Annotated in this window: 22 protein-coding genes and 2 pseudogenes; 12 read left to right on the forward strand and 12 right to left on the reverse strand. The window is 51.8% G+C overall.

The annotated features are described in order from the left end of the window. Positions 1-14: 14 nt before the first annotated feature. Both BS640_RS09775 and BS640_RS09780 read left to right on the forward strand, forming a co-directional pair. Complete coding sequence (locus tag BS640_RS09775; protein WP_017494405.1) at positions 15-305, forward strand: hypothetical protein; 291 nt, start codon at positions 15-17, stop codon at positions 303-305. Positions 306-454: 149 nt separating this feature from the next. Continuing rightward, positions 455-1,619: pseudogene (locus tag BS640_RS09780) on the forward strand (IS3 family transposase). 288 nt (positions 1,620-1,907) lie between these two features. Here the strand turns inward: BS640_RS09780 and BS640_RS09785 are convergent. The 4 genes from BS640_RS09785 to BS640_RS09800 form a co-directional block, all read right to left on the reverse strand. After that, on the reverse strand, positions 1,908-2,183 hold the full coding sequence (locus BS640_RS09785) for a hypothetical protein (RefSeq protein WP_017494481.1): 276 nt from the start codon (positions 2,181-2,183) through the stop codon (positions 1,908-1,910). Further along, entirely contained in the window at positions 2,180-2,422 is a 243-nt protein-coding gene (locus tag BS640_RS09790; RefSeq protein WP_017494208.1) for a hypothetical protein, read from the reverse strand. Before BS640_RS09790 ends, BS640_RS09785 begins: the two co-directional genes overlap by 4 nt. Continuing rightward, a protein-coding gene (locus BS640_RS09795; RefSeq protein ID WP_139802801.1) for an IS3 family transposase occupies positions 2,413-3,515 on the reverse strand; the annotation gives its coding sequence in 2 pieces (ribosomal slippage) (positions 2,413-3,254 and positions 3,254-3,515; 1,104 coding nt in all). The genes BS640_RS09790 and BS640_RS09795 overlap by 10 nt, the downstream gene beginning before the upstream one ends. A 92-nt stretch (positions 3,516-3,607) precedes the next feature. Next, complete coding sequence (locus BS640_RS09800) at positions 3,608-4,549, reverse strand: aminoimidazole riboside kinase (RefSeq protein WP_084912478.1); 942 nt, start codon at positions 4,547-4,549, stop codon at positions 3,608-3,610. 250 nt (positions 4,550-4,799) lie between these two features. On the opposite strand from BS640_RS09800, the pseudogene BS640_RS09805 reads away from it, so the two are divergent. The 4 genes and pseudogenes from BS640_RS09805 (at position 4,800) to BS640_RS09820 (ending at position 10,287) form a co-directional block, all read left to right on the forward strand. Beyond that, positions 4,800-6,372 (forward strand): annotated as a pseudogene (locus BS640_RS09805) (carbohydrate porin). A 76-nt stretch (positions 6,373-6,448) separates the two neighbouring features. Then, the gene (locus BS640_RS09810) at positions 6,449-7,822 is read left to right on the forward strand and encodes a sucrose-specific PTS transporter subunit IIBC (RefSeq protein ID WP_084912479.1); all 1,374 of its coding nucleotides are present in this window, start codon (positions 6,449-6,451) and stop codon (positions 7,820-7,822) included. Continuing rightward, complete coding sequence (locus tag BS640_RS09815; RefSeq protein ID WP_084912480.1) at positions 7,819-9,228, forward strand: sucrose-6-phosphate hydrolase; 1,410 nt, start codon at positions 7,819-7,821, stop codon at positions 9,226-9,228. Before BS640_RS09810 ends, BS640_RS09815 begins: the two co-directional genes overlap by 4 nt. Positions 9,229-9,258: 30 nt before the next feature. Beyond that, the gene (locus BS640_RS09820) at positions 9,259-10,287 is read left to right on the forward strand and encodes a substrate-binding domain-containing protein (protein WP_084912481.1); all 1,029 of its coding nucleotides are present in this window, start codon (positions 9,259-9,261) and stop codon (positions 10,285-10,287) included. 80 nt (positions 10,288-10,367) lie between these two features. Here the strand turns inward: BS640_RS09820 and gcvA are convergent, their stop codons facing one another. After that, positions 10,368-11,255, reverse strand: coding sequence for a transcriptional regulator GcvA (gene gcvA / locus BS640_RS09825; RefSeq protein ID WP_084912482.1), 888 nt, complete (start codon positions 11,253-11,255; stop codon positions 10,368-10,370). A gap of 189 nt (positions 11,256-11,444) precedes the next feature. Between gcvA and BS640_RS09830 the strand changes: the two genes are divergently transcribed. Both BS640_RS09830 and BS640_RS09835 read left to right on the forward strand, forming a co-directional pair. Further along, on the forward strand, positions 11,445-12,053 hold the full coding sequence (locus BS640_RS09830) for a glutathione S-transferase (RefSeq protein WP_017490173.1): 609 nt from the start codon (positions 11,445-11,447) through the stop codon (positions 12,051-12,053). 380 nt (positions 12,054-12,433) lie between these two features. Continuing rightward, entirely contained in the window at positions 12,434-13,645 is a 1,212-nt protein-coding gene (locus BS640_RS09835) for a sugar transporter (RefSeq protein WP_376783531.1), read from the forward strand. A gap of 84 nt (positions 13,646-13,729) precedes the next feature. On the opposite strand, the gene kdpC is transcribed toward BS640_RS09835, so the two are convergent. The 5 genes from kdpC to BS640_RS09855 form a co-directional block, all read right to left on the reverse strand. Then, entirely contained in the window at positions 13,730-14,362 is a 633-nt protein-coding gene (gene kdpC, locus BS640_RS09840; RefSeq protein ID WP_017490171.1) for a potassium-transporting ATPase subunit KdpC, read from the reverse strand. Between the two features lie 11 nt (positions 14,363-14,373). Beyond that, on the reverse strand, positions 14,374-16,443 hold the full coding sequence (gene kdpB / locus BS640_RS09845) for a potassium-transporting ATPase subunit KdpB (protein WP_139802802.1): 2,070 nt from the start codon (positions 16,441-16,443) through the stop codon (positions 14,374-14,376). A gap of 32 nt (positions 16,444-16,475) precedes the next feature. Next, positions 16,476-18,203: a potassium-transporting ATPase subunit KdpA gene (gene kdpA / locus BS640_RS09850; RefSeq protein WP_084912483.1), complete on the reverse strand. Its 1,728-nt coding sequence runs from the start codon at positions 18,201-18,203 to the stop codon at positions 16,476-16,478. Positions 18,204-18,248: 45 nt separating this feature from the next. After that, positions 18,249-18,332 (reverse strand): potassium-transporting ATPase subunit F, encoded by an 84-nt coding sequence (locus BS640_RS22370; RefSeq protein ID WP_139802805.1) that lies wholly within the window; start codon positions 18,330-18,332, stop codon positions 18,249-18,251. 452 nt (positions 18,333-18,784) lie between these two features. After that, positions 18,785-19,729, reverse strand: coding sequence for a sugar-binding transcriptional regulator (locus BS640_RS09855; RefSeq protein ID WP_084912484.1), 945 nt, complete (start codon positions 19,727-19,729; stop codon positions 18,785-18,787). Between the two features lie 206 nt (positions 19,730-19,935). On the opposite strand from BS640_RS09855, the gene dalD reads away from it, so the two are divergent. The 3 genes from dalD to BS640_RS09870 all read left to right on the forward strand — a co-directional run bounded on the left by dalD (position 19,936) and on the right by BS640_RS09870 (position 24,183). Beyond that, entirely contained in the window at positions 19,936-21,327 is a 1,392-nt protein-coding gene (gene dalD / locus BS640_RS09860; protein WP_084912485.1) for a D-arabinitol 4-dehydrogenase, read from the forward strand. Between the two features lie 12 nt (positions 21,328-21,339). Beyond that, positions 21,340-22,800, forward strand: coding sequence for a xylulokinase (gene xylB / locus BS640_RS09865; RefSeq protein ID WP_084912486.1), 1,461 nt, complete (start codon positions 21,340-21,342; stop codon positions 22,798-22,800). A 99-nt stretch (positions 22,801-22,899) separates the two neighbouring features. Continuing rightward, a complete protein-coding gene (locus BS640_RS09870) occupies positions 22,900-24,183 on the forward strand; it encodes an MFS transporter (RefSeq protein WP_017490164.1) in 1,284 nt (427 codons plus the stop codon). 67 nt (positions 24,184-24,250) lie between these two features. On the opposite strand, the gene BS640_RS09875 is transcribed toward BS640_RS09870, so the two are convergent. Continuing rightward, the gene (locus tag BS640_RS09875) at positions 24,251-24,886 is read right to left on the reverse strand and encodes a hypothetical protein (RefSeq protein ID WP_084912487.1); all 636 of its coding nucleotides are present in this window, start codon (positions 24,884-24,886) and stop codon (positions 24,251-24,253) included. A gap of 122 nt (positions 24,887-25,008) precedes the next feature. Between BS640_RS09875 and BS640_RS09880 the strand changes: the two genes are divergently transcribed. Beyond that, positions 25,009-25,563: a shikimate kinase gene (locus BS640_RS09880; RefSeq protein WP_017490162.1), complete on the forward strand. Its 555-nt coding sequence runs from the start codon at positions 25,009-25,011 to the stop codon at positions 25,561-25,563. A 63-nt stretch (positions 25,564-25,626) separates the two neighbouring features. Here the strand turns inward: BS640_RS09880 and hemB are convergent, their stop codons facing one another. After that, positions 25,627-26,604 carry a porphobilinogen synthase gene (gene hemB / locus BS640_RS09885; RefSeq protein WP_084912488.1) on the reverse strand — a complete coding sequence of 326 codons (978 nt, stop codon included), beginning with the start codon at positions 26,602-26,604 and terminating at the stop codon, positions 25,627-25,629. Positions 26,605-26,672 lie beyond the last annotated feature (68 nt).

The following is a 26,672-nucleotide window of genomic DNA, read 5'->3' on the forward strand; positions in this document are numbered from 1 at the left end:
ATCGGGATATATAAATGATTGATTTTGATGCAATGGTTAAAAATGAAAGTATGGCGGATGTTATTTTATTTCTGGTTGGTCGTGAAGAAAATGGTATAGCGTACCCATTCATGGACCGATTTTTTGGCAGGCATAAAGCTGCTGAAAAGTATGAATCATATAACATCAAATTACTTCTTGAGACAAAAAAACTTAAGGATAGTGGGCAAGTCTTTTCAGAGAGAACGTATGGTGCTGGTTGTAAGAAGGGCCCAAATTGGAAAGAACCTAAATTCGTGACTGAGAAAAAATACGGTATCGCATAATCACTAGCGCTTTCTGATAAGTCCATTTTAAGCAACGTCCAGCAAACTAGGGTTTGTTGGACGTTTTCTTTGGCAGTTAAAAAGGGAAACTGAATTTGGCCACCTGAACAGAGGTGATATGCTCACCTCAGAACAACACAGGTGCTCCAGTGAAAAGAAGAAATTTTAGTCCTGAATTCAAACGCGAATCAGCTCAGCTGGTTGTCGACCAAAATTACACCGTATCTGACGCTGCTAAGGCTATGGATGTTGGCCTTTCCACGATGACGAAGTGGGTCAAACAACGGCGTGATGAGCGTCAGGGCAAAACGCCAAAAGCCTCCCCCGATAACTCCGTAACAAATCGAAATATGTGAGCTTAAGAAAAAGCTACAACGCATTGAAATGGAGAACGAAATATTAAAAATGGCTACCGCGCTCTTGATGTCGGACTCCCTGAACAGTTCTCGATAATCGGGAAACTCAGGGCACGTTATCCTGTGGCCACTCTCTGCTATGTGTTCTGGGTCCATCGCAGTAGCTACAAATACCGGAAAAACCGTCCTGAAAAGCCAGGCGGCAGACGGGCTGTACTACGCAGTCAAGTACTTGAGCTACATGGCATCAGCCAAGGTTCGGCCGGAGCAAGAAGCATCGCCACAATGGCAACCCAGAGAGGCTACCAGATTGGGCGCTGACTCGCTGGCAGGCTCATGAAAGAGCTTGGGCTGGTCAGTTGCCAGCAGCCGGCTCACCGGTATAAGCGTGGCGGTCATGAGCACATTGCTATCACGAATCATCTTGAGCGACAGTTCGCCGTAACAGAACCAAACCAGGTGCGGTGATGTGATCTATATCTGGACAGGTAAGCGCTGGGCGTACCTCGCCGTTGTTCTCGACCTGTTCGCAAGGAAACCAGTAGGCTGGGCAATGTCATTCTCACCGGACAGCAGACTCACCATGAAAGCGCTGGAAATGGCATGGGAAACGCGCGGCAAGCCCGTAGGAGTAATGTTCCACAGCGATCAGGGCAGTCATTATACAAGCACGCAGTTCCGGCAATTACTGTGGCGATACCGGATCAGGCAGAGTATGAGTCGGCGTGGAAACTGCTGGGATAATAGTCCAATGGAACGCTTCTTCCGGAGTCTGAAGAACGACTGGGTGCCAGCGACGGGTTACGTAAGCTTCAGCGATGTAGCCCACGCAATAACAGACTATATCGTGGGATATTACAGCATACTCAGACCACACGACTATAACGGTGGGTTGCCACCAAACGAATCAGAAAATAGATACTGGAAAAACTCTAAAGTGGTGGCCAGTTTATGTTGACCACTACAGTCGTACAGGAAAAAAGGAATAAAAGAGTTAAAAGCGACAACGACCGAAAGTGGCTAGATATAAGCATGTTAACTCCATTTAATATCTAAAATCCTTCAAATAGATACGTAGTTAACCCCAAATAGTCGAGTATTGATACGCTTATATGCTTTGTTGAATAGATCGAAACCCTAGTAAGAATTAGGTTCGGTTTCCCTTTTTCACTGCCAAAGAAAACGTCCAACAAACCCTAGTTTGCTGGACGTTGATTTAAACGCACTTATCAGAAAGCGCTGGCGATTATGCGATACCGTATTTTTTCTCAGTTACGAATTTTGGTTCTTTCCAATTAGGCCCCTTAATGTAGTGTAAGGGACTCTCACCACCCTTGATTATTCCTTTATCAGTCATCTTTATTACCGTAGATAAAAGCTCTCCCTCTGAAATTACATCAAATCGGTAACGTGTATAAAAGCGGTCCAAGTTAGGATAACCAATTCCATTGGGTGAGCGAACGAAAAATGCGACAGCATCCTCAACGGACTCTTTTTGCACTAATGATTTAAAATCAATCATTTATACTCCCTCCATTCTTGCTCATCAGCCGCTTTTAGTGCATCAGGGGTATATAGCTGCGTTATGTCGTCTTTCAATTTATAATCTTCCAAAGTTGCAGTATGGGTACTATTCCAGATTGCCGAAGCAATTGAAGGATTATTTGGCACAGCACCATCCGACAGCCCCAGAGTCCCGTAACGCTCTAGTTCTCTTATCTCATGGGTATAAAAGTGTAAGTATCCCAGCTTTAGTTCCACACACTTTTTGAGATTTCCTGTTTCTCAGCCATCAGCCGGTATTCTTCCGGTGTCAGGTTATTCAGGGACTCATGAGGTCGCTCACTGTTGTACTCATTCAGCCAGCGTTCCGTTATTTCCCGTACTTCATTCAGCGTTCTGAACAGGTAAAAATCCAGTATTTCGGTCCGGTATATTCGGTTAAACCGTCCTATAAACGCGTTCTGTGTTGGCTTACCCGGCTTGATAAATTCCAGCATCACACCATGGTCTTCAGCCCATTGCGCCAGCGCCAGTGATATCAGTTCCGGCCCGTTATCCATCCGCATCTTCAGCGGATAACCACGGTTTGTCACTATTCTGTCCAGCACCCGCACGACGCGCTGCGCCGGGGTATTTAGGTCAATTTCGATAGCCAAAGCCTCGCGGTTGAAGTCGTCCACGATGTTGATAGTCCGAAAACGTCGGCCACATGTCAGCGCGTCGTACATAAAATCAATCGACCCGCTTTGGTTGAGTGCTTCAGGCGTTGCCAGCGGGGCAGGATTGCGCACTGGCATACCCTTACGACGAAAATTCAGTTTTAACAGACAGTAAATCCGGTGTACCCGCTTGTGATTCCAGGCGTACCCCTGCCTGCGAACTACCTGAAAAAGCTTCTTAAATCCGTAGCAGGGATAGCGTTCAGCCGCCTCGGTCAGCCTCAGGATCAGCGCTTCATCACGTCGTGTATCCGGTTGATAACGAAACACCGTCCTGCTCAGCGATAACGTCCTGCATGCCTGGCGTATGCTCATCGTAAACTGCGTGGTTAGGTAGCTAACAAGCTCACGCTTTATCGCTGGTTTTAAAGCTTTTTTTCGATGACGTCTTTCAGCGCCCGGCATTCCAGACTCAGATCGGCAAACATCTGCTTCAGACGACGATTCTCATCCTCAAGATCTTTGATATTTTTAATATCAGCGGCTTCCATCCCGCCATATTTCGCCTTCCAGTTGTAATAGCTGGCTTCAGAAATAGCAGCCTCACGACACACATCTTTGACGGTTCGACCAGCTTCTACAGATTTCAGAACGGCAATGATCTGGTGCTCGGTGAATCGGATCTTACGCATAGCGATCTCCTCAGGTGACATAATCAGTATGTCGGAAGATCTCTAAAAGTGAATGGGCCGTTTTGAAGGGATACTTACACACCCATGCTGATTCAGCGTTGATGAGAGTAAAACTCTGCCAATCTTTCGCTGTCGGGTAACGCGGTCATTGCTCCCTTTGCCGTGGTCGCCAGCGCGCCGCAGGTCAGTGCCTGACGGACGATTTTGCGCCAGGTGAAATCGGAACTTACCGGCCAATCCTCTGCCAGACCAGCCAACAATCCCGCGACAAAGGCATCACCTGCCCCCGTAGTATCGAAGACGTTGACTTGTGGGGCCGGATATTGCTCCAGGGACGCCTCTTTTTTGCGATATACCGAGACACCCTCCTTGCCCTGCGTGACCAGCAAAAGCTCGGGATTATGCCGCTGACAAAGACGCAATATTCCTTCGGACAGCACTGCCTCTCGGGTCAGATATTCCAGCTCTTCTTGAGAAACTTTTATGATATCAGCCATAGACAAGGCCAGTTCAAGGCACTCGCGCAGCTTATTTTCGTCTGACCACAGGTCCTGGCGGATATTGGGATCGAAACATACGTATCCACCTGCCGCTTTCACCTGAGCCATTGCCTGCAGCGCTGAGGTGCGAGAAGGCTCGGCGGACAGTGCAATCGAGCATAAATGCAGGAACTGCCCGGCCTGGAAAGCTGGGATATCTGTGCCGCGTAAGAATAAATCCGCGCCGGGACGCACCATAAACGTAAATGAACGTTCACCCTCGGCATCATTCTCCACAACGACGGTTGAAGTACGATGATCGGGATCCAGCCGCATAAACTCCGTATTTACGCCTTCGTCATTCAGTGTCTCCAGCAGAAACTTTCCGAAAGGATCGTCCCCTACCCGGCCTATAAATGCGCTGTCTCCCCCAAGACGGCGAATACCCACCGCAACATTGGCAGGTGCCCCACCTGGACATTTCAATAAGCGGCCATCGTCTTCCGGAATTAAATCCACAACCGCATCTCCCAACACCCAAACTCGGTTCTTCATCTTCATTCCCTGTCTTCAATTCTGTGTTGTTCAACATGACCTAAATATAGAAGAACCGGTTTAGCTAACTCAAAGCAAATGATTTTTCACATCGAGCAATAATTTGCAAACAAGATCACAATTCCACCATAACACAGCAAAACAACGTTGCTTAAACCCTGAGTGGGTGATTATTGTGCTGAGAAAAACCAGTTTAGCAATTTAGCTAAACAAGTTTCACATAATAATTAAACCCCTCTGAGTAATAAAAATGATAATGAAGCCTCGCTATCTTGCTGTTGCTATAGGACTTATTCTTTCGAGCACCGCCCAGGGAGCCGATACCTCTGCCACGGCCTTAGAGGCTCGACTTAATGCCCTGGAAAAAAGAATACAGATTGCCGAAACTCGCGCGGCCAAAGCCGAGGCGCGGGCTAATGCAGCAGAACAACAGGTTAAAACGCTTGAGACACGCACCACCAGCAATGAACGACAGACCCGAGAGGTCGCCAGAAATGCTGAACTAACTCAGCAAAATACCGCTGAGCTGGCTAAACGAACCGAAACATTAGCCAGCAAAAGCCGTGACGACAGCAGCGGTTTTAAATTCTCAGGCTATGCGCGTTCTGGCGTCATTATGAACAGTTCCGGCACCTCGACAGAAAGTGGTCCTTATGTCACTCCTGCCGGGCAGACCGGGGGGGGCCGTCGGGCGTCTTGGTAACGAAAATAATACTTACGTTGAGCTTAATCTGGAGCACAACCAGACTCTGGCCAGCGGCGCAACCTCTCGATACAAAGTCATGCTGGCCGACGGGCAGCGCAGCTACAATGACTGGACCGGCGGAAGCAGCGAGTTAAATATCCGCCAGGCGTTTGTCGAGTTGGGCTCTTTGCCCACCTTCAGCGGCCCCTGGAAAGACTCCACGCTGTGGGCCGGTAAACGTTTTGACCGTGATAACTTCGATATTCACTGGCTTGATTCCGACGTTATCTTCCTCGCAGGGACAGGCGGCGGGATTTACGACGTTCGTTGGGGCGATAACCTGAAAAGTAACTTTTCTCTTTATGGCAGGAACTTTGACAGTCTCGAAAACCGTAATCGCGACGATACCCGCATTGAGAATTACATAGTCACCGCCAATAACTTTGCCGGCCCTTTCCAATTGATGCTTAGCGGCCTGCGGGCTAAAAACAATCAGGATCGCGAAAACGCCGGAAGTCAGGGGATCAGCAATGCTGCTGATGTCGGTTTCCACAGCATGCTGGCTTATCACGGTGATACCTTCTATGGCCTGCGCGAAGGCACGTCCAAGACTGCTTTACTCTACGGTCACGGACTGGGTGCGGAAGTCAAAGCGCTGGGTTCCGATGGCCGCCTTACCGACGAAGCTAACACCCTGCGTATCGCCACTTACGGCATTACGCCGTTAAGTAAAAACTGGAGTATCGCCCCTGCGGTTCTGGCCCAGCAGAGTAAAAATCGCTATGTCTCAGGCGATGACTACACATGGGTGACCTTCAACGCCCGCCTGATTCAACAAATTACCGAAAATTTCGAACTGGCGTATGAAGGTAGCTACCAGTACATGGACTTGGATCCCCAGGGATACAGCGATAACAACAAAGTAAAAGGCGGTTTCTACAAACTCACCTTCGCGCCGACCTTCAAGGTGGGTGATATCAGCAACATGCTGAGCCGCCCTGAAATTCGCTTCTTTGCCACCTACATGGACTGGAGCAAGCAGCTCGACAGCTATTCCAGCAGTGATTCATTCGGTACCGACGGCTTTACCGCTGGCGGGCAATGGAATTTTGGCATTCAGATGGAAACCTGGTTCTGATAGCCGGGATTTGATTCAACCAGAGGCGCCCTCAGGGTACGCGGGTGCCGTCGGCAAATGTAAATTAAGGGACACTATGAATATTAATGCAATCGCAAATGAGCTGCTTAAGTTGTTGGGAGGAGAGGACAATATCGCCAGCGCGGCACATTGTGCAACGCGTCTTCGTCTGGTGCTGGTCGATGACAGCCTGGTCAATAAAAGCGCCATTGAAAAAGTTGACGGCGTTAAGGGCTGCTTTAGTAACGCAGGCCAGATCCAGATCATTTTTGGTACCGGTCTGGTCAATAAAGTGCATGCCGAATTTATTAAAGTGTCGGGTATCAGCGAATCGAGTAAATCCGAAGCGGCTGATATCGCGGCACAAAAACTCAATCCTTTCCAGCGTATCGCCCGCGTTCTGTCGAACATCTTTGTGCCGATTATTCCGGCCATTGTTGCTTCGGGCCTCCTAATGGGGCTGCTCGGCATGGTGAAAACCTACGGTTGGGCCAATCCCGAGAGCGCCATTTTTATCATGCTCGATATGTTCAGTTCGGCAGCCTTTATCATTCTGCCGATACTGATTGGTTTCACCGCAGCGCGCGAGTTTGGCGGCAATCCTTTCCTTGGCGCCACCTTAGGCGGCATTCTCACGCACCCAGCCCTCACTAACGCCTGGGGGGTGGCCAGCGGTTTCCATACCATGAATTTTTTCGGCATCGAGATTGCCATGATTGGCTATCAGGGAACCGTATTCCCGGTTCTTCTGGCGGTCTGGTTTATGAGCTTTATTGAGAAACGTCTTCGTAAGCTGATTCCCGACGCGCTGGATTTAATTCTTACCCCTTTCCTGACAGTGATTATTTCTGGCTTTATCGCCTTCCTGGTCATTGGCCCGGCGGGTCGCGCTCTGGGGGACGGCATCTCGTTTATTCTCAGCACACTGATTTCGCACACAGGCTGGATGGCCGGTCTGGTCTTTGGCGGTTTATATTCGGTCATCGTGATTACCGGCATTCACCACAGCTTCCACGCGATTGAAGCGGGATTACTGGGCAACCCGAATATTGGGGTCAATTTCCTGTTGCCAATCTGGTCAATGGCCAACGTTGCCCAGGGCGGTGCCTGCCTGGCGGTTTATTTCAAAACCCGCGACGCGAAAATTAAAGCCATTGCCGTGCCCTCTGCTTTTTCAGCCATGCTTGGCATTACCGAAGCCGCGATTTTCGGCATCAATCTGCGATTCATGAAGCCGTTTATAGCCGCACTGGTCGGCGGTGCACTCGGTGGAGCCTGGGTGGTCGCCATGCATGTCAATATGACCGCGGTGGGTCTGACCGGCATCCCAGGGCTAGCGATCGTTCAGGCCAGTTCAATCCTCAGCTATCTGATAGGGTTAACTCTCGCCTTTGGCAGCGCATTCCTGCTGTCGCTGCTGCTGAAATACAATACGGTGAGTGAATCATGACAGAATCTAGTTTGCTGAAGCAGGCACTGCACAGCGTTATCTCGGGTCAGCTCCGTGCAGCCAAGGATCCTTACCGACCCGGCTGGCACCTCGCCCCAACGGTAGGACTGCTAAACGATCCGAACGGATTTATCCAGCACAATGGCCGTTACCATTTGTTCTATCAGTGGAATCCTCTGGCTTGCGCGCACGGCGCCAAGTTCTGGGGGCATTGGAGTTCAAGCGACTTGGTCAGATGGCGGCACGAGCCTGTGGCGCTTGTGCCCTCCGAGGCGTTTGAGTCACACGGCTGCTATTCCGGCTCAGCGGTAGCAGATAATGGGCAACTCACGCTGATTTATACCGGTAACGTCAAATATTCGCAGGGTCGTCGCACGGCCTTTCAGTGCCTGGCACGTGAAAATGCCGCAGGGCAATTTGATAAAGAGGGGCCGGTAATGGGTTTGCCGGACGGCTATACCGGCCATGTCCGCGATCCTAAGGTGTGGCGTAAGGGAGAGCACTGGTACATGGTTCTGGGCGCTCAGGATCTGAACCTTAAAGGGAAAGTTCTGTTGTTGCGTTCGCCCGATTTACAGCACTGGGAGCTGCTCGGAGAAATTGCCGGAACGGGGCTTAACGGACTCGGTGAATTCGGCTACATGTGGGAGTGCCCGGACTTATTTACCCTGGATGACCACGAGGTGCTGATTTGTTGCCCTCAGGGCTTAGCGGCACAGTCCGATCGCTATCTGAACACTTTCCAGTCTGGATATTTTGTTGGCCAACTTGACTATGACAAGGCGGATTTTCAGCATGGCGATTTCTCAGAGTTAGATCTCGGCTTTGAATTTTATGCGCCGCAAACGACACACACCGATGATGGACGCAGGCTGCTCATTGCCTGGATGGGAGTCCCGGACGGCGATGAGCTTTTTCAACCTACCGTGCAAAATGGCTGGATTCATACCCTGACCTGTCCACGAGAGCTGGAGCTTAACAGCGGTAAAATTATTCAAAGGCCGGCACGGGAACTGCAACAGCTCAGAGGGCCGCAAGAGGCGTGGCAGGGGATCGCCAGAGATGCGCCGGTGTGGGATATCAAGCACGCTGAAATTGAACTTGAAACCGGACATCCTTTCGAGGCTGATTTTGGTGGCTGCCTGCTCCTGCAATGGGAGGGTGAATGGCTGCGCCTGACGCGTAAAAATCGCCGCACTGGGCTATCGGAGCAACGCGTCTGGCGAGGAGCCTTACGCAAACTGACCATTATGTGTGACAGTTCCAGCATTGAAATTTTCATCAACGACGGGAGTGCGGTCATGTCGTCACGCTATTTCCCTGTTTTACCAGCACAATTAATCTTCCGTGGCGATCGTCAGATTACGTTGCGCTACTGGCCGTTGGCGGATTGCGTGTTAGAATAAAAATCTTTCCGGACAACAGAATATGGCGCAGTGAAAAAGACAAAACGTATCACTATCAGCGGAATAGCTGAACTGGCTGGCGTATCTAAATCGACCGCCAGCCAGATACTCAACGGACACAGCAAGAAGTTTCGTATCTCTGATGCGACTCGTGACCGTGTACTGGCCGTCGCCGCTGAACATCACTATCAGCCGAGTATTCATGCCCGATCGCTTAACGTAAAGCGCAGCTATACGCTGGGGCTGGTTGTGCCGGAAATGACCAACTATGGTTTTGCCGCCTGCTCAAACGAGCTGGAAACACTTTGTCGCGAGAACGGCATGCAGTTGCTTATTGCCTGCACCGATGAAAATACCAGTCAGGAAACCATGGTGGTGAATAACCTGATCCAGCGTCAGGTGGATGGGCTGATTGTTGCATCCAGCATGCTTAACGATACGGAATATCTGAAAATCAGTCAGCAATTGCCGGTGGTATTGTTTGACCGCCACATTCAGGACACGTCATTGCCACTGGTGGTGTGTGAGGCGATAGAGTCTTCCGCAGAGCTGGTCGCCAGAGTGGCAAGAAAGCATCAGGATGAGTTCTATTTTCTTGGCGGCCAGCCGCGAATCTCCCCCACTCGCGATCGCCTCGCGGGTTATCAACGCGGGCTTGAGCGAGCAGGCGTCACCCCAAACCCTGAATGGGTCCTGTACGGCAATTATCATCCCAGTTCAGGCTACGAAATGTTTGCTAACCTTTGTGCTCGTCTGGGGCGACCGCCGAAAGCGATTTATGTTGCCTCCTGTGGCTTGATGGAGGGCGTGTTGCGCTACATGAGCCAACATAAACTGCTGGAGAGTGATATCCATTTATGTAGCTTTGACGATCATTATCTCTACGACTCACTCACGGTAAGCATTGATACTATCGCGCAGGACTGCAAAGAGCTGGCGACACACTGCTTCAACATGATGACGAGTCTTATCAATGAACAACCCGTAGAACAAATGCAGTCTTATCTCTCGCCAAAACTCCAGTGGCGACATGCTAATTCCACTCAGTCAATCGATTGAAATTAAATGTTTCATCGTTTATCCAGGGCCTGATAACGGCGGGCTGAAGGTGCGATCATTGGGGTCGTTTAGGCGGTGATTTATGGCTTTCCTCCCCACGCGGCCGCCTCGCCCTTAATCCACTGAATAAACGTCTCGACTTCAGGCTTTTTCTCACCGCCCTTGGGCGTGACCAGCCAATAGGGCCACGGGTAAGGGACCACATGCTCCGTGAGCTGCACCAGTTCTCCTCGCGCGATGGCCCCCGCCACCAGCGAGCGGCGTTCAAGCGCAATCCCCTGCCCTAAACGCACCGCTTCCAGCACCATGTTCGAATCATTGAAGCACAGCCCTGAGGGGGTAATGTGCCGTGTAAGCCCTGCTTCGACACACCACGCCTTCCAGGACTCCATCGAAAAAATGATCCTGCTGTTAGCAATGTCCTGTGCCGTTTGCGGTAAACACCCGCCGTTAAAATTGGGTGCACTGACCACCCACTGCTGGTCCTCAAACAGAAAATGGCTCTCCAGCCCCTCCCAATCGCCCTTTCCCATGCGAATAGCAATATCAACCGACTCCTGCTGCATATTAGTGACGGTGAGACTCGCCAATATTCGAAGCTGGATATGCGGGTATTGCCGGTGAAAATGTTCCAGACGAGGCAGCAGCCAATGTGTGCCAAAGGAAGGCACTACCGCGAGCGTCAGCTCGGCAAGCCGCGGTTTGACCTGCAATAAGCGGGTTGCATCCGCTATCTGACCGAGGGCATTACGCACGTGGAGCGCGTATAAACGGCCCTCCTCATTGATGTGTACGCCGCGCCCCTGGCGCAGAAACAGCTTCACCCCAATGAAATCTTCCAGCACTTTTATCTGCTGGCTAATGGCCGAGTGTGTAACGTGAAGCTCTTTGGCAGCCTGTGTGACACTGCCCAGACGCGCGACGGCTTCAAAACTGCGCAGGCTGGCGATAGGAGGATAATCTGACATAGGGCGACCTTTAGCGTGCAGGAAAGGAGACAGGTTAGCTTTACTGACAGTTTCGGTTAGAAACGGGAAATATCTCAGGCCAACAGCTTGCTGTAATCTCTCACTATTCTCAAGAAGAAACGGCTATGGCGGCTCGCCATGCGTTAGCAATATTATCAATCAAGATAACTTTTAGGGCAGGAAAAAAAGATGAAGCTGATCGGTATGCTGGATTCACCTTACGTCAGGCGCGTGGCGATTTCACTGGAACTCTATGGCGTCAAGTTTGAACACTTCCCGCTCTCGGTATTCAGGCATGTCGAGGCCTTCCGCGAGATTAATCCGGTGGTGAAAGCCCCGACCCTGGAGCTTGATAACGGTCAACGTCTGATGGACTCGACGCTAATGATCAGTTTCTTTGAAACGCTGGCGACAGCTGAGCACAAATTACTGCCGCAGGGCGCTGAAGCGCTGGCCGAAAGTCTTAATATTTTAGGACTGTCGCTGGCCGCCAGTGAAAAAGCGGTGCAGCATGTCTATGAACACAATCTGCGGCCTGAAGAAAAGCAGCACCAACCGTGGATAGACCGCGTGACCCAACAGCTGATAGCAGCCTGTCAGGGGTGGGAGACCGCGCTCAAGAACCGCAAGCATGGTTCAGAAAAAATAGATCAGGTCGGGGTCACCAGCGCGGTGGTCTGGAGCTTTATCCAATCGATGATCCCGCAAGTGTTTGAAGGTTATGACTTCCCGCATATCCAGAGTCTGACCGACAAAATGGAGAACCAACCGGCGTTCCAGAAATATCCCTGGCATTAAAATGTGATCCCTGCTGCCTGCGTCTGGAAGGTCAACGTCCAGACGCCGCTTGCCGCCCCTCGCCTCTGCCTCCTCGCCGCACAGACCATTCACACTGAATTCACAAATAAACAACGAACAAAACCAAATACTTACAATTTTCTACGGTGAGGCCATTTCATCAACAAAATTGACGGTTTTAGGCAAAAAATGAACGACAAAACCTTGGGTGGGAGAGTAGAATGCCCAACTTGTGCGTTAGATCACAATTTTATCTGCTACGCTCTTTCTTTATTTATCCTGAACAGAAACAACGTAATTTCCCAAGAAGTTATCGAAGAGCTTGGTCTTCTGGTCTGAGTTCAGATTACTGGTCACTCATTTTTTCCTGGTTTTAATTTATGCAAACAACAATGTCTTCACGCTCAGAGGGCTGGTTCAGAGTACTGAGTTTGACTCTGGCAGCATTCATCTTTAATACCACTGAGTTTGTGCCTGTCGGTCTGCTGACGGACATTGCGCAAAGCTTCTCGATGACCGCGGCTCAGGCCGGGATAATGCTCACCGTTTACGCCTGGATTGTCGCCCTTTTCTCTCTGCCGCTGATGCTGTTGACCGGTAAGATGGAGCGTCGCAAACTGCTGATCGGCGTGTTCGTGGTGTTTATCGCCAGCCATATACTGTCCGGTTTTGCCTGGAACTTTATGATTCTGATGGTTTCCCGTGTCGGTATTGCGCTCTCACACGCCATCTTCTGGTCGATTACCGCGTCGCTGGCGCTGCGCGTGGCACCTCCAGGTAAAAAGGCGCAGGCGCTCAGCCTGCTGACCACCGGTACGGCACTGGCGATGGTTCTGGGTCTGCCGTTAGGCCGGGTTATTGGTCAGCTGCTTGGCTGGCGTGCAACCTTCCTGATTATCGGCGCAGGCGCGCTAGTGACGCTTATTCTGCTGGTCAAGCTGCTCCCTCTGCTGCCGAGCAACAACTCTGGCTCTCTCAAAAGCGTGCCTCAGTTGTTCAAACGTCCGGCGCTGGTGCTGATTTATGCGATAACCGTCATCCTGTTTGCGGCGCATTACACCGCCTATAGCTACATCGAGCCGTTCCTGCAGAAGGTCTCGGGCGTCAGTGAGAACTTTACCACCCTGCTGCTGCTGCTGTTTGGACTGGCGGGTATTGTGGGCAGCTATCTGTTTACGCGCATCAACCACCGCTTCCCCTCCGGCGTATTAATCGCCTCTGTCGCGGTGTTGTTCCTGAGTCTGGTGCTGCTGTTACCGCTGTCGTTTAATACCAACAGCCTGATTATTATGTCGCTGTTCTGGGGTATGGCGATGACGATGATTGGCCTGAGCCTACAGGTGAAAGTGCTGTCGATGGCGCCTGACGCCACTGACGTTGCCATGTCACTGCTGTCAGGGATTATCAACATTGCCATCGGTGGCGGCGCGTTGATAGGCAGTCAAGTCAGCCTTGATCTGAACATGTCTTACGTCGGCTACGTCGGTGGGGCGTTTGCGTTGATTGGGTTGGGTCTGACGGTGTATACCCTGCGTCGCTACGGACGCCAGCTCGCCGACTCCGCCATGACCGAAGGCAGCGTGCTGCACTGATATTTCTGCACCGCTTTGCGTTAATCCTAAAAGCCCGGTATGCGTTTCATCGCGCATACCGGACGACGGACACCCTCCAAAACCTCAATTTTTCCCTTCTGCATTTGAGAAACTGTTTTGTAATGCGAGATTCAGCGCCAACACATTAACTCTGGGTTCGCCAAAGATACCGAAAGTCGGCTTCTGAATATGGGTAAGAATCAGTGCCTGCACTTGCGACAGTGAAACAGCGCGCGCTTTCGCCACCCTTGATGCCTGCAAGAGAGCGTTATCCGGGCTGATATCAGGATCCAATCCAGAGGCTGAGGCCGTCAACATATCAGCAGGTAATCCTTTTCCCTGCAATTCGGGTTGCACAGTCTCTAACGCTTTACGATCGGCGGTCAGGCGATCGCTTAACGCCTGGCTCGTCGGACCGAAGTTAGAACCGCTCGAATTACCTGCGTTGTAAGGTGCTGCAATCGTTTTAGTCGCATCATTTGGGTCAGTATCCGTGGTAGCGGATGCGCGACCGTGAAACCACTGGTTACCGCTCCAATTCTGCCCAATCAGAGATGAGCCAATCATATTCCCCTTATTGTCAGTAATGATGCTGCCATTAGCCTGCACTGGAAAAATTATTTGCGAAAATCCGTTCACCAGAAGTGGATAAACCAGGCCACATAAAAGCCAGGTGACGGCGGTAATTCGCAAAGAACTGCTTAATATACTCAACATTTTGCCACCTCTTACATCACGAGAGACAAGCACAGATCGATAAGCTTGATGCCCAGAAATGGCGCTGCCAGCCCACCGATGCCATAGATCATCAGGTTCCGATAAAACATCGCCTCTGCGCTGGTCGGAATAAATCGAACACCGCGTAATGCCAGCGGGATTAATGCCGGAATAATCAGCGCATTGAAAATCAACGCGGAGAGAATGGCACTTTGTGGTGTAGATAACCCCATGATATTCAGATGAGATAATCCAGGTAACGCCACAATAAACAGCTCTGGCAATATGGCAAAATACTTGGCAACATCGTTGGCGATAGAAAACGTTGTCAAGGCACCCCGCGTAATCAGCATTTGTTTCCCAATGCTGACCAACTCCAATAATTTGGTCGGGTCTGAATCCAAATCAATAATATTTGACGCTTCTTTAGCTGGCATGGTCCCGGTATACATGGCCACGCCGACGTCCGCCTGTGCCAAAGCAGGTGCGTCATTCGTCCCATCACCACTCATCGCGACCAGTCGTCCCAGCGCCTGCTCTTTACGGATCAATTTGAGTTTGTCTTCGGGCTTGGCTTCCGCAATATAATTATCCAGTCCTGCTTCGGCGGCGATGACGCTGGCCGTGGTCGGGTTATCACCAGTGACCATCACAGTCCGGATCCCCATCTCGCGTAATTGTATTGCACGTTCACGAATACCCGACTTAAGTACGTCAGATAAGGCGATGATGCCCAATATCTTTCCATTTACAGCGACCGCCAACGGGGTCGCACCGCGCAGGGCCACGCTTTCAGCCAGAGCATGAAGGTCGGGCGGAATGTCTGTGTTGTAGGTGCGCTGCACATATTTGATCACCGCATCAACCGCCCCTTTGCGGATAATCCGTCCGTCCGGCATGTCAGTCCCACTCATGCGCGTTTCAGCCGAGAAATCGGTACCTACGGCCTGTTCCTGCTGAGGTTCCGCGCTGGCCCCTTGCTGGGTCACGTACGCTATCGTTGATTGCCCTTCTGGCGTTGAATCAAACAGCGAGCCGAGATAGGCCGCCTGAAGCAAGCTCTGCTGACTTTGCCCCGCCACGGCTAAACAGGCCGTGGCCTGGCGGTTGCCTATGGTTATCGTCCCCGTCTTGTCCAGAATCAGCGTATTCACATCCCCTGCCGCCTCAATAGCCTTGCCTGAAGTCGCTAACATGTTAAAACGCATCGTTCTATCAATACCGGCGATACCAATCGTTGACAGCAATGCCCCAATCGTCGTCGGGATTAGAGCAACAATCAGCGCAACCAGATCGGCGACGTTAATCTGCGCATGCAGATAACTGGCTACAGGCGCAATCGCCGCGACGACAATCACAAAAATTAGCGTCAATACGGACAGCAGCACGGTCAAGGCGATCTCATTCGGCGTTTTTTGGCGCTTAGCGCCTTCAACCAAACGGATCATTCGGTCAAGAAAGGTATTACCTGGCAATGCCGTCACTTTGACTATCAAGAAATCGGACAACACCCGAGTCCCCCCTGTGACAGAGGAAGCCAGATCCGATCCGGATTGTTTGATTACTGGAGCCGATTCACCGGTAATCATGGATTCATCTACGTAGGCAACGCCTTCCACGACTTCCCCGTCAATCGGGATCAGCTCTTCTTTTTCAACCCTAAGCCGATCGCCTAATTTCAGGTCAATCGCAGAAATAGTGACCCAGGTGTTATCCGCCAATATTTTACGGGCACTCAGCGTGGTGGTGGTATGGCGTAAAGATGACGCCTTGGCCTTGCCACGCCCTTCCGCCAACGCTTCGGCTAAATTGGCAAACCAGACGGTAATAAGAAGAATTAACGTCACGATGCCGTTGTAACCCGAACTGGCGTGGGACGGCCCGAAAAGTAACGGATCCACGGTCAGTGCAGCCGTTATGCAGGCTCCAATCCAGACCACAAACATCACCGGGTTACGGATCTGCACCCGTGGGTCAAATTTTTTCAGTGAATCGATCAATGCACGCTGGAAAAGCGCAGTGCTGTATCCGCCGTGTTTAGCCGCGTCGGAAGGCAGAGTCAGTGCAAACGTTGTTTTCATTTCTGCAACTCCTATGAACGTCAATCTGCGACCTAGAACAATTGGTGATTGATCATGGCGAAGTGTTCAGCTATTGGCCCTAACAGGAGCGCGGGCAGGAAGGTCAACGCCCCAACGATTAAAATCATTGCCAGCCACCATGCGCCGAATAACAGAGTATCGGTGCGTAGGGTTCCCACACTCGGCGGCAGCGTAGGTTTTGCTGCCAGCGACCCCGCAACGGCCATCAGAAAAATGATCGGAGGATAACGGCCAAGCAGAATGACCAGCGCAATGGATAAGTTATACCAGGGCGTATTGGCATTAAGTCCGGCAAAGGCTGAACCATTATTTGCCGCAGCGGAGGTGAAGGCATACAGCACTTCCGAGTAACCATGCATGCCGGCATTGTTCAACGCCGAGACGCCGAAAGGTAAAATCATTGATAATGATGACGGAATAAGAATCACCATTGGGTGGATCAACAGCGCCAACGACACCAAAATGATTTCACGTTTTTCTATCTTTTTACCCATAAATTCGGGTGTATGTCCCACCATCAACCCAGCAACAAAAATGCCGATAAAGCCATAAATCAGGAAACTGAGGAAACCGACGCCTTTCCCCCCAAACACGCATTGCAGCATCATCTGTATCATTGTCGGTAGACTGCCCAGAGGGGTAAGACTGTCGTGCATCGCATTCACGCTACCGGTGGTAAACGCCGTGGTATACGCGGCATATAACCCACTGAGCGCGATACCAAAGCGCACCTCTTTACCCTCCATATTGCCGCCCGGCTGCCCGACACCGCTGTGCAGATTGATCCCCGCCTGCTGAAGCAAAGGAGTACCCGCTTGCTCCGGGAGTACGGTGAAAATCAAAAAACCGATTAACATCACCGCCATGACCCCATAGATAACCCAGCTTTGACGTCGGTTATTAATCATGCAACCAAACATCACCACTAGTGCAGCGGGTAAGCTTGCCATCAGCAACAACAGCACCATATTCGTGAGGGGGTTAGGGTTTTGGAAAGGGTGCGCGGCGTTGACGTTATAAAAGCCACCGCCATTGGTGCCAAAGTTTTCAATCGATTCCTGTGCGGCAACCGGACCGAGAATCAATGTCTGATGTCCCCCTTGAACAGTATTCACAACGGTGCTGGCGTTCAGTGTTTCTGGAACCCCCTGCCAAACGAGAAACAGCGCAGCAATAATGGCCACCGGCAGGAGTACACGCGTAATAAAACGTGTCATGTCGCGATAAAAATTCCCTAAATTATCGTTTCCCCCCTGAACCAAAAAAGCACGAATAAAGGCAATGGCGACCACAAACCCCGTTGCCGCAGAGGTAAACATAGGAAAAGTAATCGCAGCCATTTGACTAAAGTTTGATAGCGTATTTTCACCCGCATAACTCTGCCAGTTGGTGTTAGTAATAAAACTAATCGCCGTGTTAAATGCCTGCAAAGGTTCCATACCGCTTAATTTCAGCGGATTAAGAGGAAAATGGTTCTGTAATATTAAGATGAGATAAATCAACAGTGCCATAACCAAATTCGTGGCTAACATATTGATAGTGTATTTTTTCCAGTTCATCGGCTGGCTACAGGTGTTTTTCCCCACAATTCTATAGATAACATTATCAATGGGATTAAACAGAGGATCCAACAACGTTTTCTGATCGGTCACAACACGCGAAAGATATCGACCTGCTGCAATACTCAGCAGAAACGTCGCCAACAGAGCCAGTCCAGCTTGCAGCCATAGATGTAGCATCTTATGACTCCTTCAGAATAAAGTAAGCAGAGATATCCCGACACTTTAAAACTTATCGGGATGGGTTACGGCATAAAACAAATAAATAATCACAGCGAAAGTGATCGTTACCAATATGGAAATCGCCATATTTAACTCTCCATAAAAATAATAACTTGAGGGCCGTATTTACTTTATTTTTTCATCCGATGAAACCTTGATGACATTTCCTGCAAAGGAGATCAATACGCCAAATGAGGCATAGGCCAGCAACATCACAATCGGCATTAATAATATTAACCACATAAAACACTCCTTATACCGCAGTGATAAATAGTGTGGGTTATCGTGACGACTCTATAGGTATAGGAGCAGGCAGATAAAAGCTTTATAAAGGTTCAAATTAGCGGGATAAAAATAATGTAAAAACCATGAAAAACGAAGGATGAAATCAACGATCTATTGCCTCACGTCACGGCTTTCAGACGTCAACGTGTTTAACACGGTTGCAGCACCGCCTCCACGCCAGCACAGTCTTGAAAGGCAGCGGCACGGGTGGCGGGGCTCAGTATTGATTCAAATGGCCTGAGGGCTGAACGGATTTATTCGAGCATCGCTATTGCGCTCAGTTCGTCGGTGACGAGTCCACTCACCCAGCCGCCCTGCAATGCCGCGCGCATCGCCAGATGTTTCTCCGCGCCGCCGGCCATGGCGATGACGGGTTTATCCGCCTTCGGTTGCAGGCTCACGCTGGTTAATCTTGCATTGAGTTCGCTGTCGATACGTTGCCCGTCTGCGCCGATGAAATGCCCGACCATCTCTCCGACGGCGCCCACCGCATTGAGTTTTTCGACCTGTTCCAGCGACAGGAACCCGTCGAGATGCAGCGGGCAGTCGGGACCGATAGTGCCAATGCCGGTAAAGGTGACATCGGCCTGGCTGGCTTTCTCGCTGACGGTGCGATAAATACGGTGATGACACCAGCCCTCGCGATCCTGCTCACTGTCGGCAAACAAGGGCGCAGGCAGGATAAAATAGCGGCCCTGCGTTTTCTCGGCCATCAACAGCGGCACGTCGTAACGGGTACAGGAACCGTCATAGGCAATCGCGCCTATCAGCGACACGCAGCTGTGCTGCGGGCGTTCAATGTCATCAAGTTCATCGATAGCCGCCTTCAAGGTGCGCCCCGAGCCCACGCCGATAATCGTAGAGGCTTCACGGCGAATAAACTGGGTCATCACCTGCGCACCCGCGACGGCAATGGCGTGCAGCAATCCCGTCTTACTCATTCCCTGAGCAGGAACCACCTGACAAAGACTCAGGCCATAAGCCTCGCGCAGGCGGGCTTCGAGCGCCATGCAGTTGCCGACCGAGTGCGAAATATGCACGCTCACCAACCCGCTTTCAATCGCACTGGCCACCAGCCGCTGCGCAACCTGACGTGAGATGCCCAACGCTTCGGCTATCTCATGCTGCGTTTGTCCTGCCACGTAATACATCCACGCAGCGCGCGCGGCCTGATCCAATTTTTTATCATTCTTGTTCATCTCTGACCTCCATCCGGGCGGTATATGCCGCGCATTTTATCGGGATTCATCATTCTGAGTGATGTCGATTTAGCAAAAGATAACAATATTGTGAGCTAAAGCCCATTTAATGGGCAAAAGTTTATTTAAGCTGATCTTCAATCAGGCAAAAGCCCACACAAAGAGCTTATGCCCAAAATGCCTTCACTACCTTTTCGGAGCAAACTATGGTTACTTCTTGGCACTCAGCGGTTTGGTTGCACATTGGCGCAGGTTCGTTTCACCGTGCTCATCAGGCGTGGTATCTGCATCGGCTGATCGAGGCCGGTGATAATAACTGGTCGATTGCGCTGGGGAATATTCGCGACGACGCCACGCCGTTGCTGAATAATCTGTCTGCTCAGGGCGGTGAATACGTGTTGGAAACGGTGACCCCAGCGGGAGAGCGCGCCTATGAAACCATTACCTCAGTCAAGAAAATCATCCCCTGGGACGCAGAGCTCTCGCAGCTGATTGCGCAGGGCGAGAAATCCGCGACGCGGGTTATCTCCTTTACCGTCACCGAAAGCGGCTATTATCTCGATAACCAGTTTAATCTTGACCAGAACAACGCCGACATTTGCGCCGACCTACAGGGTGGCTGCCGCACTGTTTATGGTGCTATCAGCCATATTTTGCAGCAGCGCCAGCGCAGCAACGGCGGGCCCGTCACGCTGCTCAACTGCGATAACCTGCGCCACAACGGCGACCGCTTCCATCATGGCCTACAGCAGTTTTTAACCCTGAGACAACAACCGGCGTTGTTGCAGTGGATTGCCGACAACGCTCGCTGTCCCAATACCATGGTCGACCGCATCACTCCACGCCCATCACCCGAGGTCGCCGTGCGCGTCAAAGAGCAGACCGGTAAGGATGATAAGGCACCGGTGATGGCCGAAGCGTTTATCCAATGGGTCGTTGAGGATGACTTTATCGCCGGTCGCCCTGCGCTGGAGAAGGTAGGCGTTGAGATGGTGAAATCGGTAGTGCCTTATGAGGAAGCAAAAATCCGCATCCTCAATGCCAGCCACAGCTGCATTGCCTGGGCCGGTACGCTTCTCGGACAGCGGTATATTCATCAGAGCACTCAAACCGAGTCAATTTGTCAGATGGCATACCGCTACGTCACCGAAGACGTGATTCCGAGCCTCTCCCCTAGCCCGCTTGACCTGAAAGACTACCGTGACGTGGTCCTTGAGCGGTTCAGCAACCCACATATTCAGGACACCAATCAACGCGTTGCGGCAGACGGATTCTCGAAAATCCCAGGATTCATCACCCCAACCCTGGTCGAGTGTTATCAGCGCGGTGATGTCCCCCGCGCCACCAGCCAGCTGCCGGCGTTGTTCTTCGTGTTTATGCAACGCTGGGCACAGAATCAACTGCCCTACGAATATCAGGATGGCATTTTAGATTCTCAGGCCGTAAAACAGATGTTTTCCGCCAAAGATCCCATCGCCGAGTATGCGCATGACAGTAAACTTTTCGGTGAGTTGGCGTCTAAACCCGAATTTGAGACGCTGCTGCGTGAATCGATTGCGGGCGTTTATCAATGGCTTGAGTCTGCGAAGCAGGGCTAACAGGAGTCGCGCATGTATTTAGGACTGGATTTAGGGACCTCGGAAATCAAGGCGTTGGTGCTGGATGCCGAGGGCAAGGTGATAGCCAGCGCGGGCGAAGCGCTGGAGGTGCAGCGCCCGCGCCCGCACTGGTCGGAGCAACGTCCCGACGACTGGTGGAAGGCGACGCAAAAGGTGGTCGCCAGACTGCGCGACCAGGTGCCTCAGGCGTGGGCAAACATTGTTGCTATCGGCCTTTCCGGGCAAATGCACGGCGCGGTGCTGCTGGGCCGCGAGGGAGAGGTGCTGCGCCCCGCTATTCTGTGGAACGACACGCGCAGCGCCAGAGAGTGCGAGCTGCTAACGCAAGCAGCCCCGCAGCTACATCAGTTAGCGGGTAATCTGGCAATGCCGGGATTCACTGCGCCAAAGCTGCTGTGGGTTGCGCGTCATGAACCCGAAATTTTTAGCCAGATAGCCACGGTACTGCTGCCAAAAGACTATCTACGCTGGAAGATGAGCGGCGACAAGGTTTCCGATATGTCGGATGCGGCGGGGACACTGTGGCTCGACGTCGCCAAACGTGACTGGTCAGATACCCTGCTCGACGCCTGTGGACTTTCGCGCGACCAGATGCCGCGGCTAGTCGAAGGCAGCGCAGTTTCGGGCGTGCTCAATCGCGATATTGCCCGCGCGTGGGGGTTAAACAGTGAGGTGATTATTGCCGGTGGCGGGGGCGACAATGCCGCCAGCGCCATAGGTATTGGTGCAGTAGAGCCGGGCGATGCGTTTATCTCGCTGGGTACCTCGGGCGTACTGTTTGCGGTAAACCCAAGCTTTAGCCCTAATCCAAACAGCGCGGTGCACGCCTTTTGTCACGCCCTGCCCGACCGCTGGCATCAGATGAGCGTCATGCTGACGGCGGCGAGCGCGCTGCGTTGGTATTGCCAGCTGATTGGCAGCCATGAAACGACGCTGCTGGCAGAGGTGGCCCAACTCACTCAGGCCGAAAAAAGGCAGGCACCGCTGTTTCTCCCCTACTTGTCGGGAGAGCGCACGCCCCACAACGACCCTTTGGCGGTCGGGGCTTTTCACGGCATGACGCACAGCACGCAGCGCGCGGCGCTGGGGTATGCCGTACTGGAAGGCGTGGCCTTCGGCATGGCCGACGGGCTGAGCGTGCTCAAACAGTCGGGCACTCAGCTGAGCCAGTGTTCGCTGGTCGGTGGCGGTGCACGCAGCGACGAATGGGCGCAGCTGATTGCCGACGCGCTTAATCTGACCATCACCACCCATCAGGACGGCGAGGCCGGGGGGGCACTGGGCGCAGCCCGTCTTGGTTGGCTGGCCGCAGGCGGTGAACAAAGCAAGGTCTGCCGCAAGCCTCTGACAAAAAAGACTTTCTCGCCGGACACCGCACGCCATCAGGTGTTGCAGTCCCGACTGGCGACCTGGCGCAAACTGTATCAACAGCAGGTAGAGCTAAGACGATAACCCCCTGACATCACAATAAAACCCGAGGGCGGCCACGCCCCATTCACCTCATTGATAACCAAAAACTGAGGGAGCCACGCTCCCCCAGAGGAGCATGCTATGCAAAAAAAACAGGCCCACTGGTTTGGTTTACCGCTCAATCTGCTGTGGGGATATATCGCCATCGCCGTGTTCATGAGCGGTGACGGCTTTGAAATGGCGTTTCTGTCGAAACATATTACCGATATGGGGTTCAGCCCTGCCGAGTCCGCGCTGGTATTCACGGTCTATGGGCTAGCGGCGGCGGTAGCGGCGTGGAGCTCCGGCGTAGTGGCTGAAATCATCACTCCACAGAAGGCCATGCGCATCGGCTTTATTCTGTGGCTGGTGATGCATACCCTGTTTATGCTGTTTGGCTTAGGCATGAAAAACTATCCGCTGATGCTGCTGTTTTACGGTATTCGCGGCCTTGCCTATCCGTTGTTCATCTACTCCTTTGTTATGCTGGTAGTGCAGACGGTGCCGAAACAGCAGCTCTCCTCGGCGATGGGCTGGTTCTGGGCAATGTACTCCATCGGTATCGGCTGTATCGGCAGCTACCTGCCGAGTTTTACCATTCCACTGTTTGGTGAAACCGGTACGCTGTGGTTTGCGATTGCCTGGGTCGGCGTCGGCGGCATGATGGCCCTGACCTTGCTGCGTAACGTGGGCACACCTAGTGAAAAGGCCAACCTCACGCCGAAAGAGAAACTGACCGAACTTTCTCGCGCGGTGACTATCCTGTTCACCAACCCGCACATCTTTATGTCGTGCCTGATCCGCATTATCAACACGATTTCGCTGTTTGGCTTCGCCGTGATCATGCCAATGCTGTTCGTTGGGCGTCTCGGGTTTAGCATGTCGGAATGGCTGCAAATCTGGGCGGTATTCTTCTTTGTGACCATTTTTACCAACATCATGTGGGGAATTCTTGGCGAGAAAATTGGCTGGCTGCGTCAGGTGCGTTGGTTTGGTTGCATCGGCTGCGCCATTTCTAGCCTGGCATTTTATTATTTACCGATGCATTTCGGGCACAACGTCGGGATGGCGCTGGTGCCCGCCGTGATGCTAGGCATCACCGTTGCCGCCTTCGTGCCAATGACCGCCGTGTTCCCGGTACTCGAACCCAAACATAAAGGCGCAGCGATTTCGATTTACAACCTCTCGGCCGGTTTGAGCAACTTCGTAGCACCGGCTATCGCCTCAATGGTGCTGCCATTTTTTGACATCGTCGGCGTAGTCTGGGTCTATACGGCACTGTATTTAGTGGCGGCAGTGTTAACGCTGCTAGTGAAAGTCGACCAACCGGGGCACAGTAAAGTGCCGGTTGCCACACAGCACAAGATTGAGTCAGAGCCGTATTAAGTCCTCTGACGGGTCAAGGTCAAGACAAGGTTCTTGACCTTGACCCTCGGTGAAGCCTTACGCTGATTTAACGCGGCTGCCACCCGTCGGGGATGACAAACTCCGGCCGCCGGTGAAGGGCATGAAGAAAATGGCACGCTGCGCTCCTTAACTTTTCAAAATTAACCTTGTTATGCTCGCCCATATCTCGCAGCACGCGCGGGTCATAAAACGGCATCCCCATTCCATAGGCCACGCCAATAAGGCGCACCTCATCGCTAACAGCAATATTTCCTGCTCCCTGCCGCGCCTTAAAATCCTGGATCTCTATCTGTAATTGCCTATATATCCGCTGGCGATTCTCCCGCGATAAATTAAGAAAAATTTCGGCATAGCCTTTATTAAAGCTGCTAACGACGTCGACGACAAGATAGGGCGTACTGCCTGTTAAGGCACTATATTGTGCGGTGGATTCTGTCGTGGATTGTGTCGTGGATCGTGCAGTTAATTGCCTCTCGCTATCTGCTACAGGTTGCGTGATTTCAGGCTTTTGCAGGCGACAGCGACGAACCGGTCGGGCCAACGACAGGCTCTGCGGCAGCCGAGGGGTATTCATGATACTGGTAATAGCAACGGGATTTTTAGTCTGCTCGCACGGCAAGTTAACTGGGATCCATTTCGTTATTCTCGGCGAAGCGTCAGCATTGTTCAGACGATTATCCATAGCGTTCCCTCAATTTATTTAATTATAATCAGGATGCCAGTAACATAACTCGCGCCGTTTTTTAATCTATAAGATTTCAATCAAATTCTACTCTTCGCGATCAATAAACGTTGGGAGCTTCAGTGAAAATTAACGTCATTGGCACCAGTGGAAGCGGTAAATCCACCTTTGCCAAAGCGCTGGCGCAGCAATTAGCTATTCCTTATATCGAGATGGATACGCTGTTCTGGAAACCTCATTGGACCGGAAGCAGTGATGCAGAATTATTTGAAAAACTCGAACAGGCGATTTCCCAACCGTCCTGGGTGCTGGATGGCAACTATAAGCGCTCGCAGCCGATTAAATGGCGCGATGTCGATATCATTATCTGGGTGGATTACAGCTTTGGCCGCACGCTGTATCAGGCGGTCAAACGCGCACTGCAACGGGCTAGCCACGGTCAAGAATTATGGGCCGGAACCGGTAATCGTGAAACTTTTCGCCAGAGCTTTTTTAGCCGCGAGTCAATCATCCTGTGGACGCTGAAAACGTTCTATAAAAACCGCCGTCAGTATCAAAAGATGATGATCAGTCCGCCCAATAGCCAAGTGCAGTTTGTTCGCCTGCGTTCACACAAACAGGCCCGGGCGTTTATCGACTCTCTCGGGTTGCAAAACGCCGCAGCAAAAAAAACCTGACATAAAAGTCAGGTTTTTTATCGGTACGTCTCGCTAAGCGCAAGAAGACGGCGTCAGGAATGCTTAGTAATCGACGCCGTTCTCGGCGATATCCATCGCGAAGTAAGACAGGATGATGTCAGCACCGGCACGTTTGATTGCACCCAGGGTCTCGCGCACCACTTTACGTTCGTCGATGGCACCGGCCTGTGCGGCAAACTTGATCATCGCGTACTCGCCGCTCACCTGATAGGCCGCCAGCGGCAGACGGGATGCGGCGCGAATGTCGCTGATCACATCCAGATAAGCCCCGGCAGGTTTCACCATCAGCGCATCGGCACCTTCCTGCTCATCCATCAAGGATTCACGAATTGCTTCACGGCGGTTCATCGGGTTCATTTGATAGTTTTTACGATTACCCTGCAGCACACTGCCGCCCGCTTCACGGAATGGCCCGTACAGTGAGGAGGCAAACTTGGTCGAGTACGCCATGATGGAGGTATCGATAAAACCGACTTCATCGAGCGCACTGCGAATTGCCTGCACCTGACCGTCCATAGCAGCAGAAGGTGCAATGAAATCGGCACCGGCTGCGGCGGCAACCACGGCCTGACGGCCCAGATTTTTCAGCGTTGCATCGTTATCCACGCCGTGGTCGTGCAGCACGCCGCAGTGACCGTGGGAAGTATATTCGCAGAAACAGGTGTCGGACATGACGATCATTTCCGGCACGGTGTCTTTACAAATACGCGCCATACGCGCCACCAGGCCATTTTCATTCCAGGTGTCGCTGCCGGTCGCATCCATGTGATGCGAAATACCGAAAGTCATCACCGAACGAATACCGGCTTTGGCATAACGCTCAATTTCATAAGCCAGTTTTGACTCAGGAATACGCAGTACACCGGGCATGGTCTCGATTACCGCGTATTCGGAAGTCTCTTCTTCTACAAAGATTGGCAATACAAGATCGTTAACGCTGAACTCGGTTTCCTGAAACAGCGCGCGCAAAGAATCAGACTGTCTTAAACGACGAGGGCGTAAATTAGGGAACTGTGACATGACTACTCCAGCAAAAAAGCGATTTCTAGACTCTCTGCGGCTATAAAAGCTCGCAAACGGTGTTGGTA

Origin of the sequence: Rouxiella badensis (assembly GCF_002093665.1) — a bacterium.
Classification (GTDB): Bacteria; Pseudomonadota; Gammaproteobacteria; order Enterobacterales; family Enterobacteriaceae; genus Rouxiella; species Rouxiella badensis.

Bases quoted from the DNA above. Each gene is read 5' to 3' on its own strand.
- BS640_RS09855 (WP_084912484.1), bottom strand. From the start codon at position 19,729: ATGAACAAGAATGATAAAAAATTGGATCAGGCCGCGCGCGCTGCGTGG.
- xylB (WP_084912486.1), top strand. From the start codon at position 21,340: ATGTATTTAGGACTGGATTTAGGGACCTCGGAAATCAAGGCGTTGGTG.
- dalD (WP_084912485.1), top strand. From the start codon at position 19,936: ATGGTTACTTCTTGGCACTCAGCGGTTTGGTTGCACATTGGCGCAGGT.
- BS640_RS09815 (WP_084912480.1), top strand. From the start codon at position 7,819: ATGACAGAATCTAGTTTGCTGAAGCAGGCACTGCACAGCGTTATCTCG.
- kdpC (WP_017490171.1), bottom strand. From the start codon at position 14,362: ATGTTGAGTATATTAAGCAGTTCTTTGCGAATTACCGCCGTCACCTGG.
- hemB (WP_084912488.1), bottom strand. From the start codon at position 26,604: ATGTCACAGTTCCCTAATTTACGCCCTCGTCGTTTAAGACAGTCTGAT.
- BS640_RS09785 (WP_017494481.1), bottom strand. From the start codon at position 2,183: ATGATTGATTTTAAATCATTAGTGCAAAAAGAGTCCGTTGAGGATGCT.
- BS640_RS09810 (WP_084912479.1), top strand. From the start codon at position 6,449: ATGAATATTAATGCAATCGCAAATGAGCTGCTTAAGTTGTTGGGAGGA.
- kdpB (WP_139802802.1), bottom strand. From the start codon at position 16,443: ATGAAAACAACGTTTGCACTGACTCTGCCTTCCGACGCGGCTAAACAC.
- BS640_RS09800 (WP_084912478.1), bottom strand. From the start codon at position 4,549: ATGAAGAACCGAGTTTGGGTGTTGGGAGATGCGGTTGTGGATTTAATT.
- BS640_RS09870 (WP_017490164.1), top strand. From the start codon at position 22,900: ATGCAAAAAAAACAGGCCCACTGGTTTGGTTTACCGCTCAATCTGCTG.
- BS640_RS09835 (WP_376783531.1), top strand. From the start codon at position 12,434: ATGCAAACAACAATGTCTTCACGCTCAGAGGGCTGGTTCAGAGTACTG.
- BS640_RS09775 (WP_017494405.1), top strand. From the start codon at position 15: ATGATTGATTTTGATGCAATGGTTAAAAATGAAAGTATGGCGGATGTT.
- BS640_RS09875 (WP_084912487.1), bottom strand. From the start codon at position 24,886: ATGGATAATCGTCTGAACAATGCTGACGCTTCGCCGAGAATAACGAAA.
- BS640_RS22370 (WP_139802805.1), bottom strand. From the start codon at position 18,332: ATGGCGATTTCCATATTGGTAACGATCACTTTCGCTGTGATTATTTAT.
- kdpA (WP_084912483.1), bottom strand. From the start codon at position 18,203: ATGCTACATCTATGGCTGCAAGCTGGACTGGCTCTGTTGGCGACGTTT.
- BS640_RS09830 (WP_017490173.1), top strand. From the start codon at position 11,445: ATGAAGCTGATCGGTATGCTGGATTCACCTTACGTCAGGCGCGTGGCG.
- gcvA (WP_084912482.1), bottom strand. From the start codon at position 11,255: ATGTCAGATTATCCTCCTATCGCCAGCCTGCGCAGTTTTGAAGCCGTC.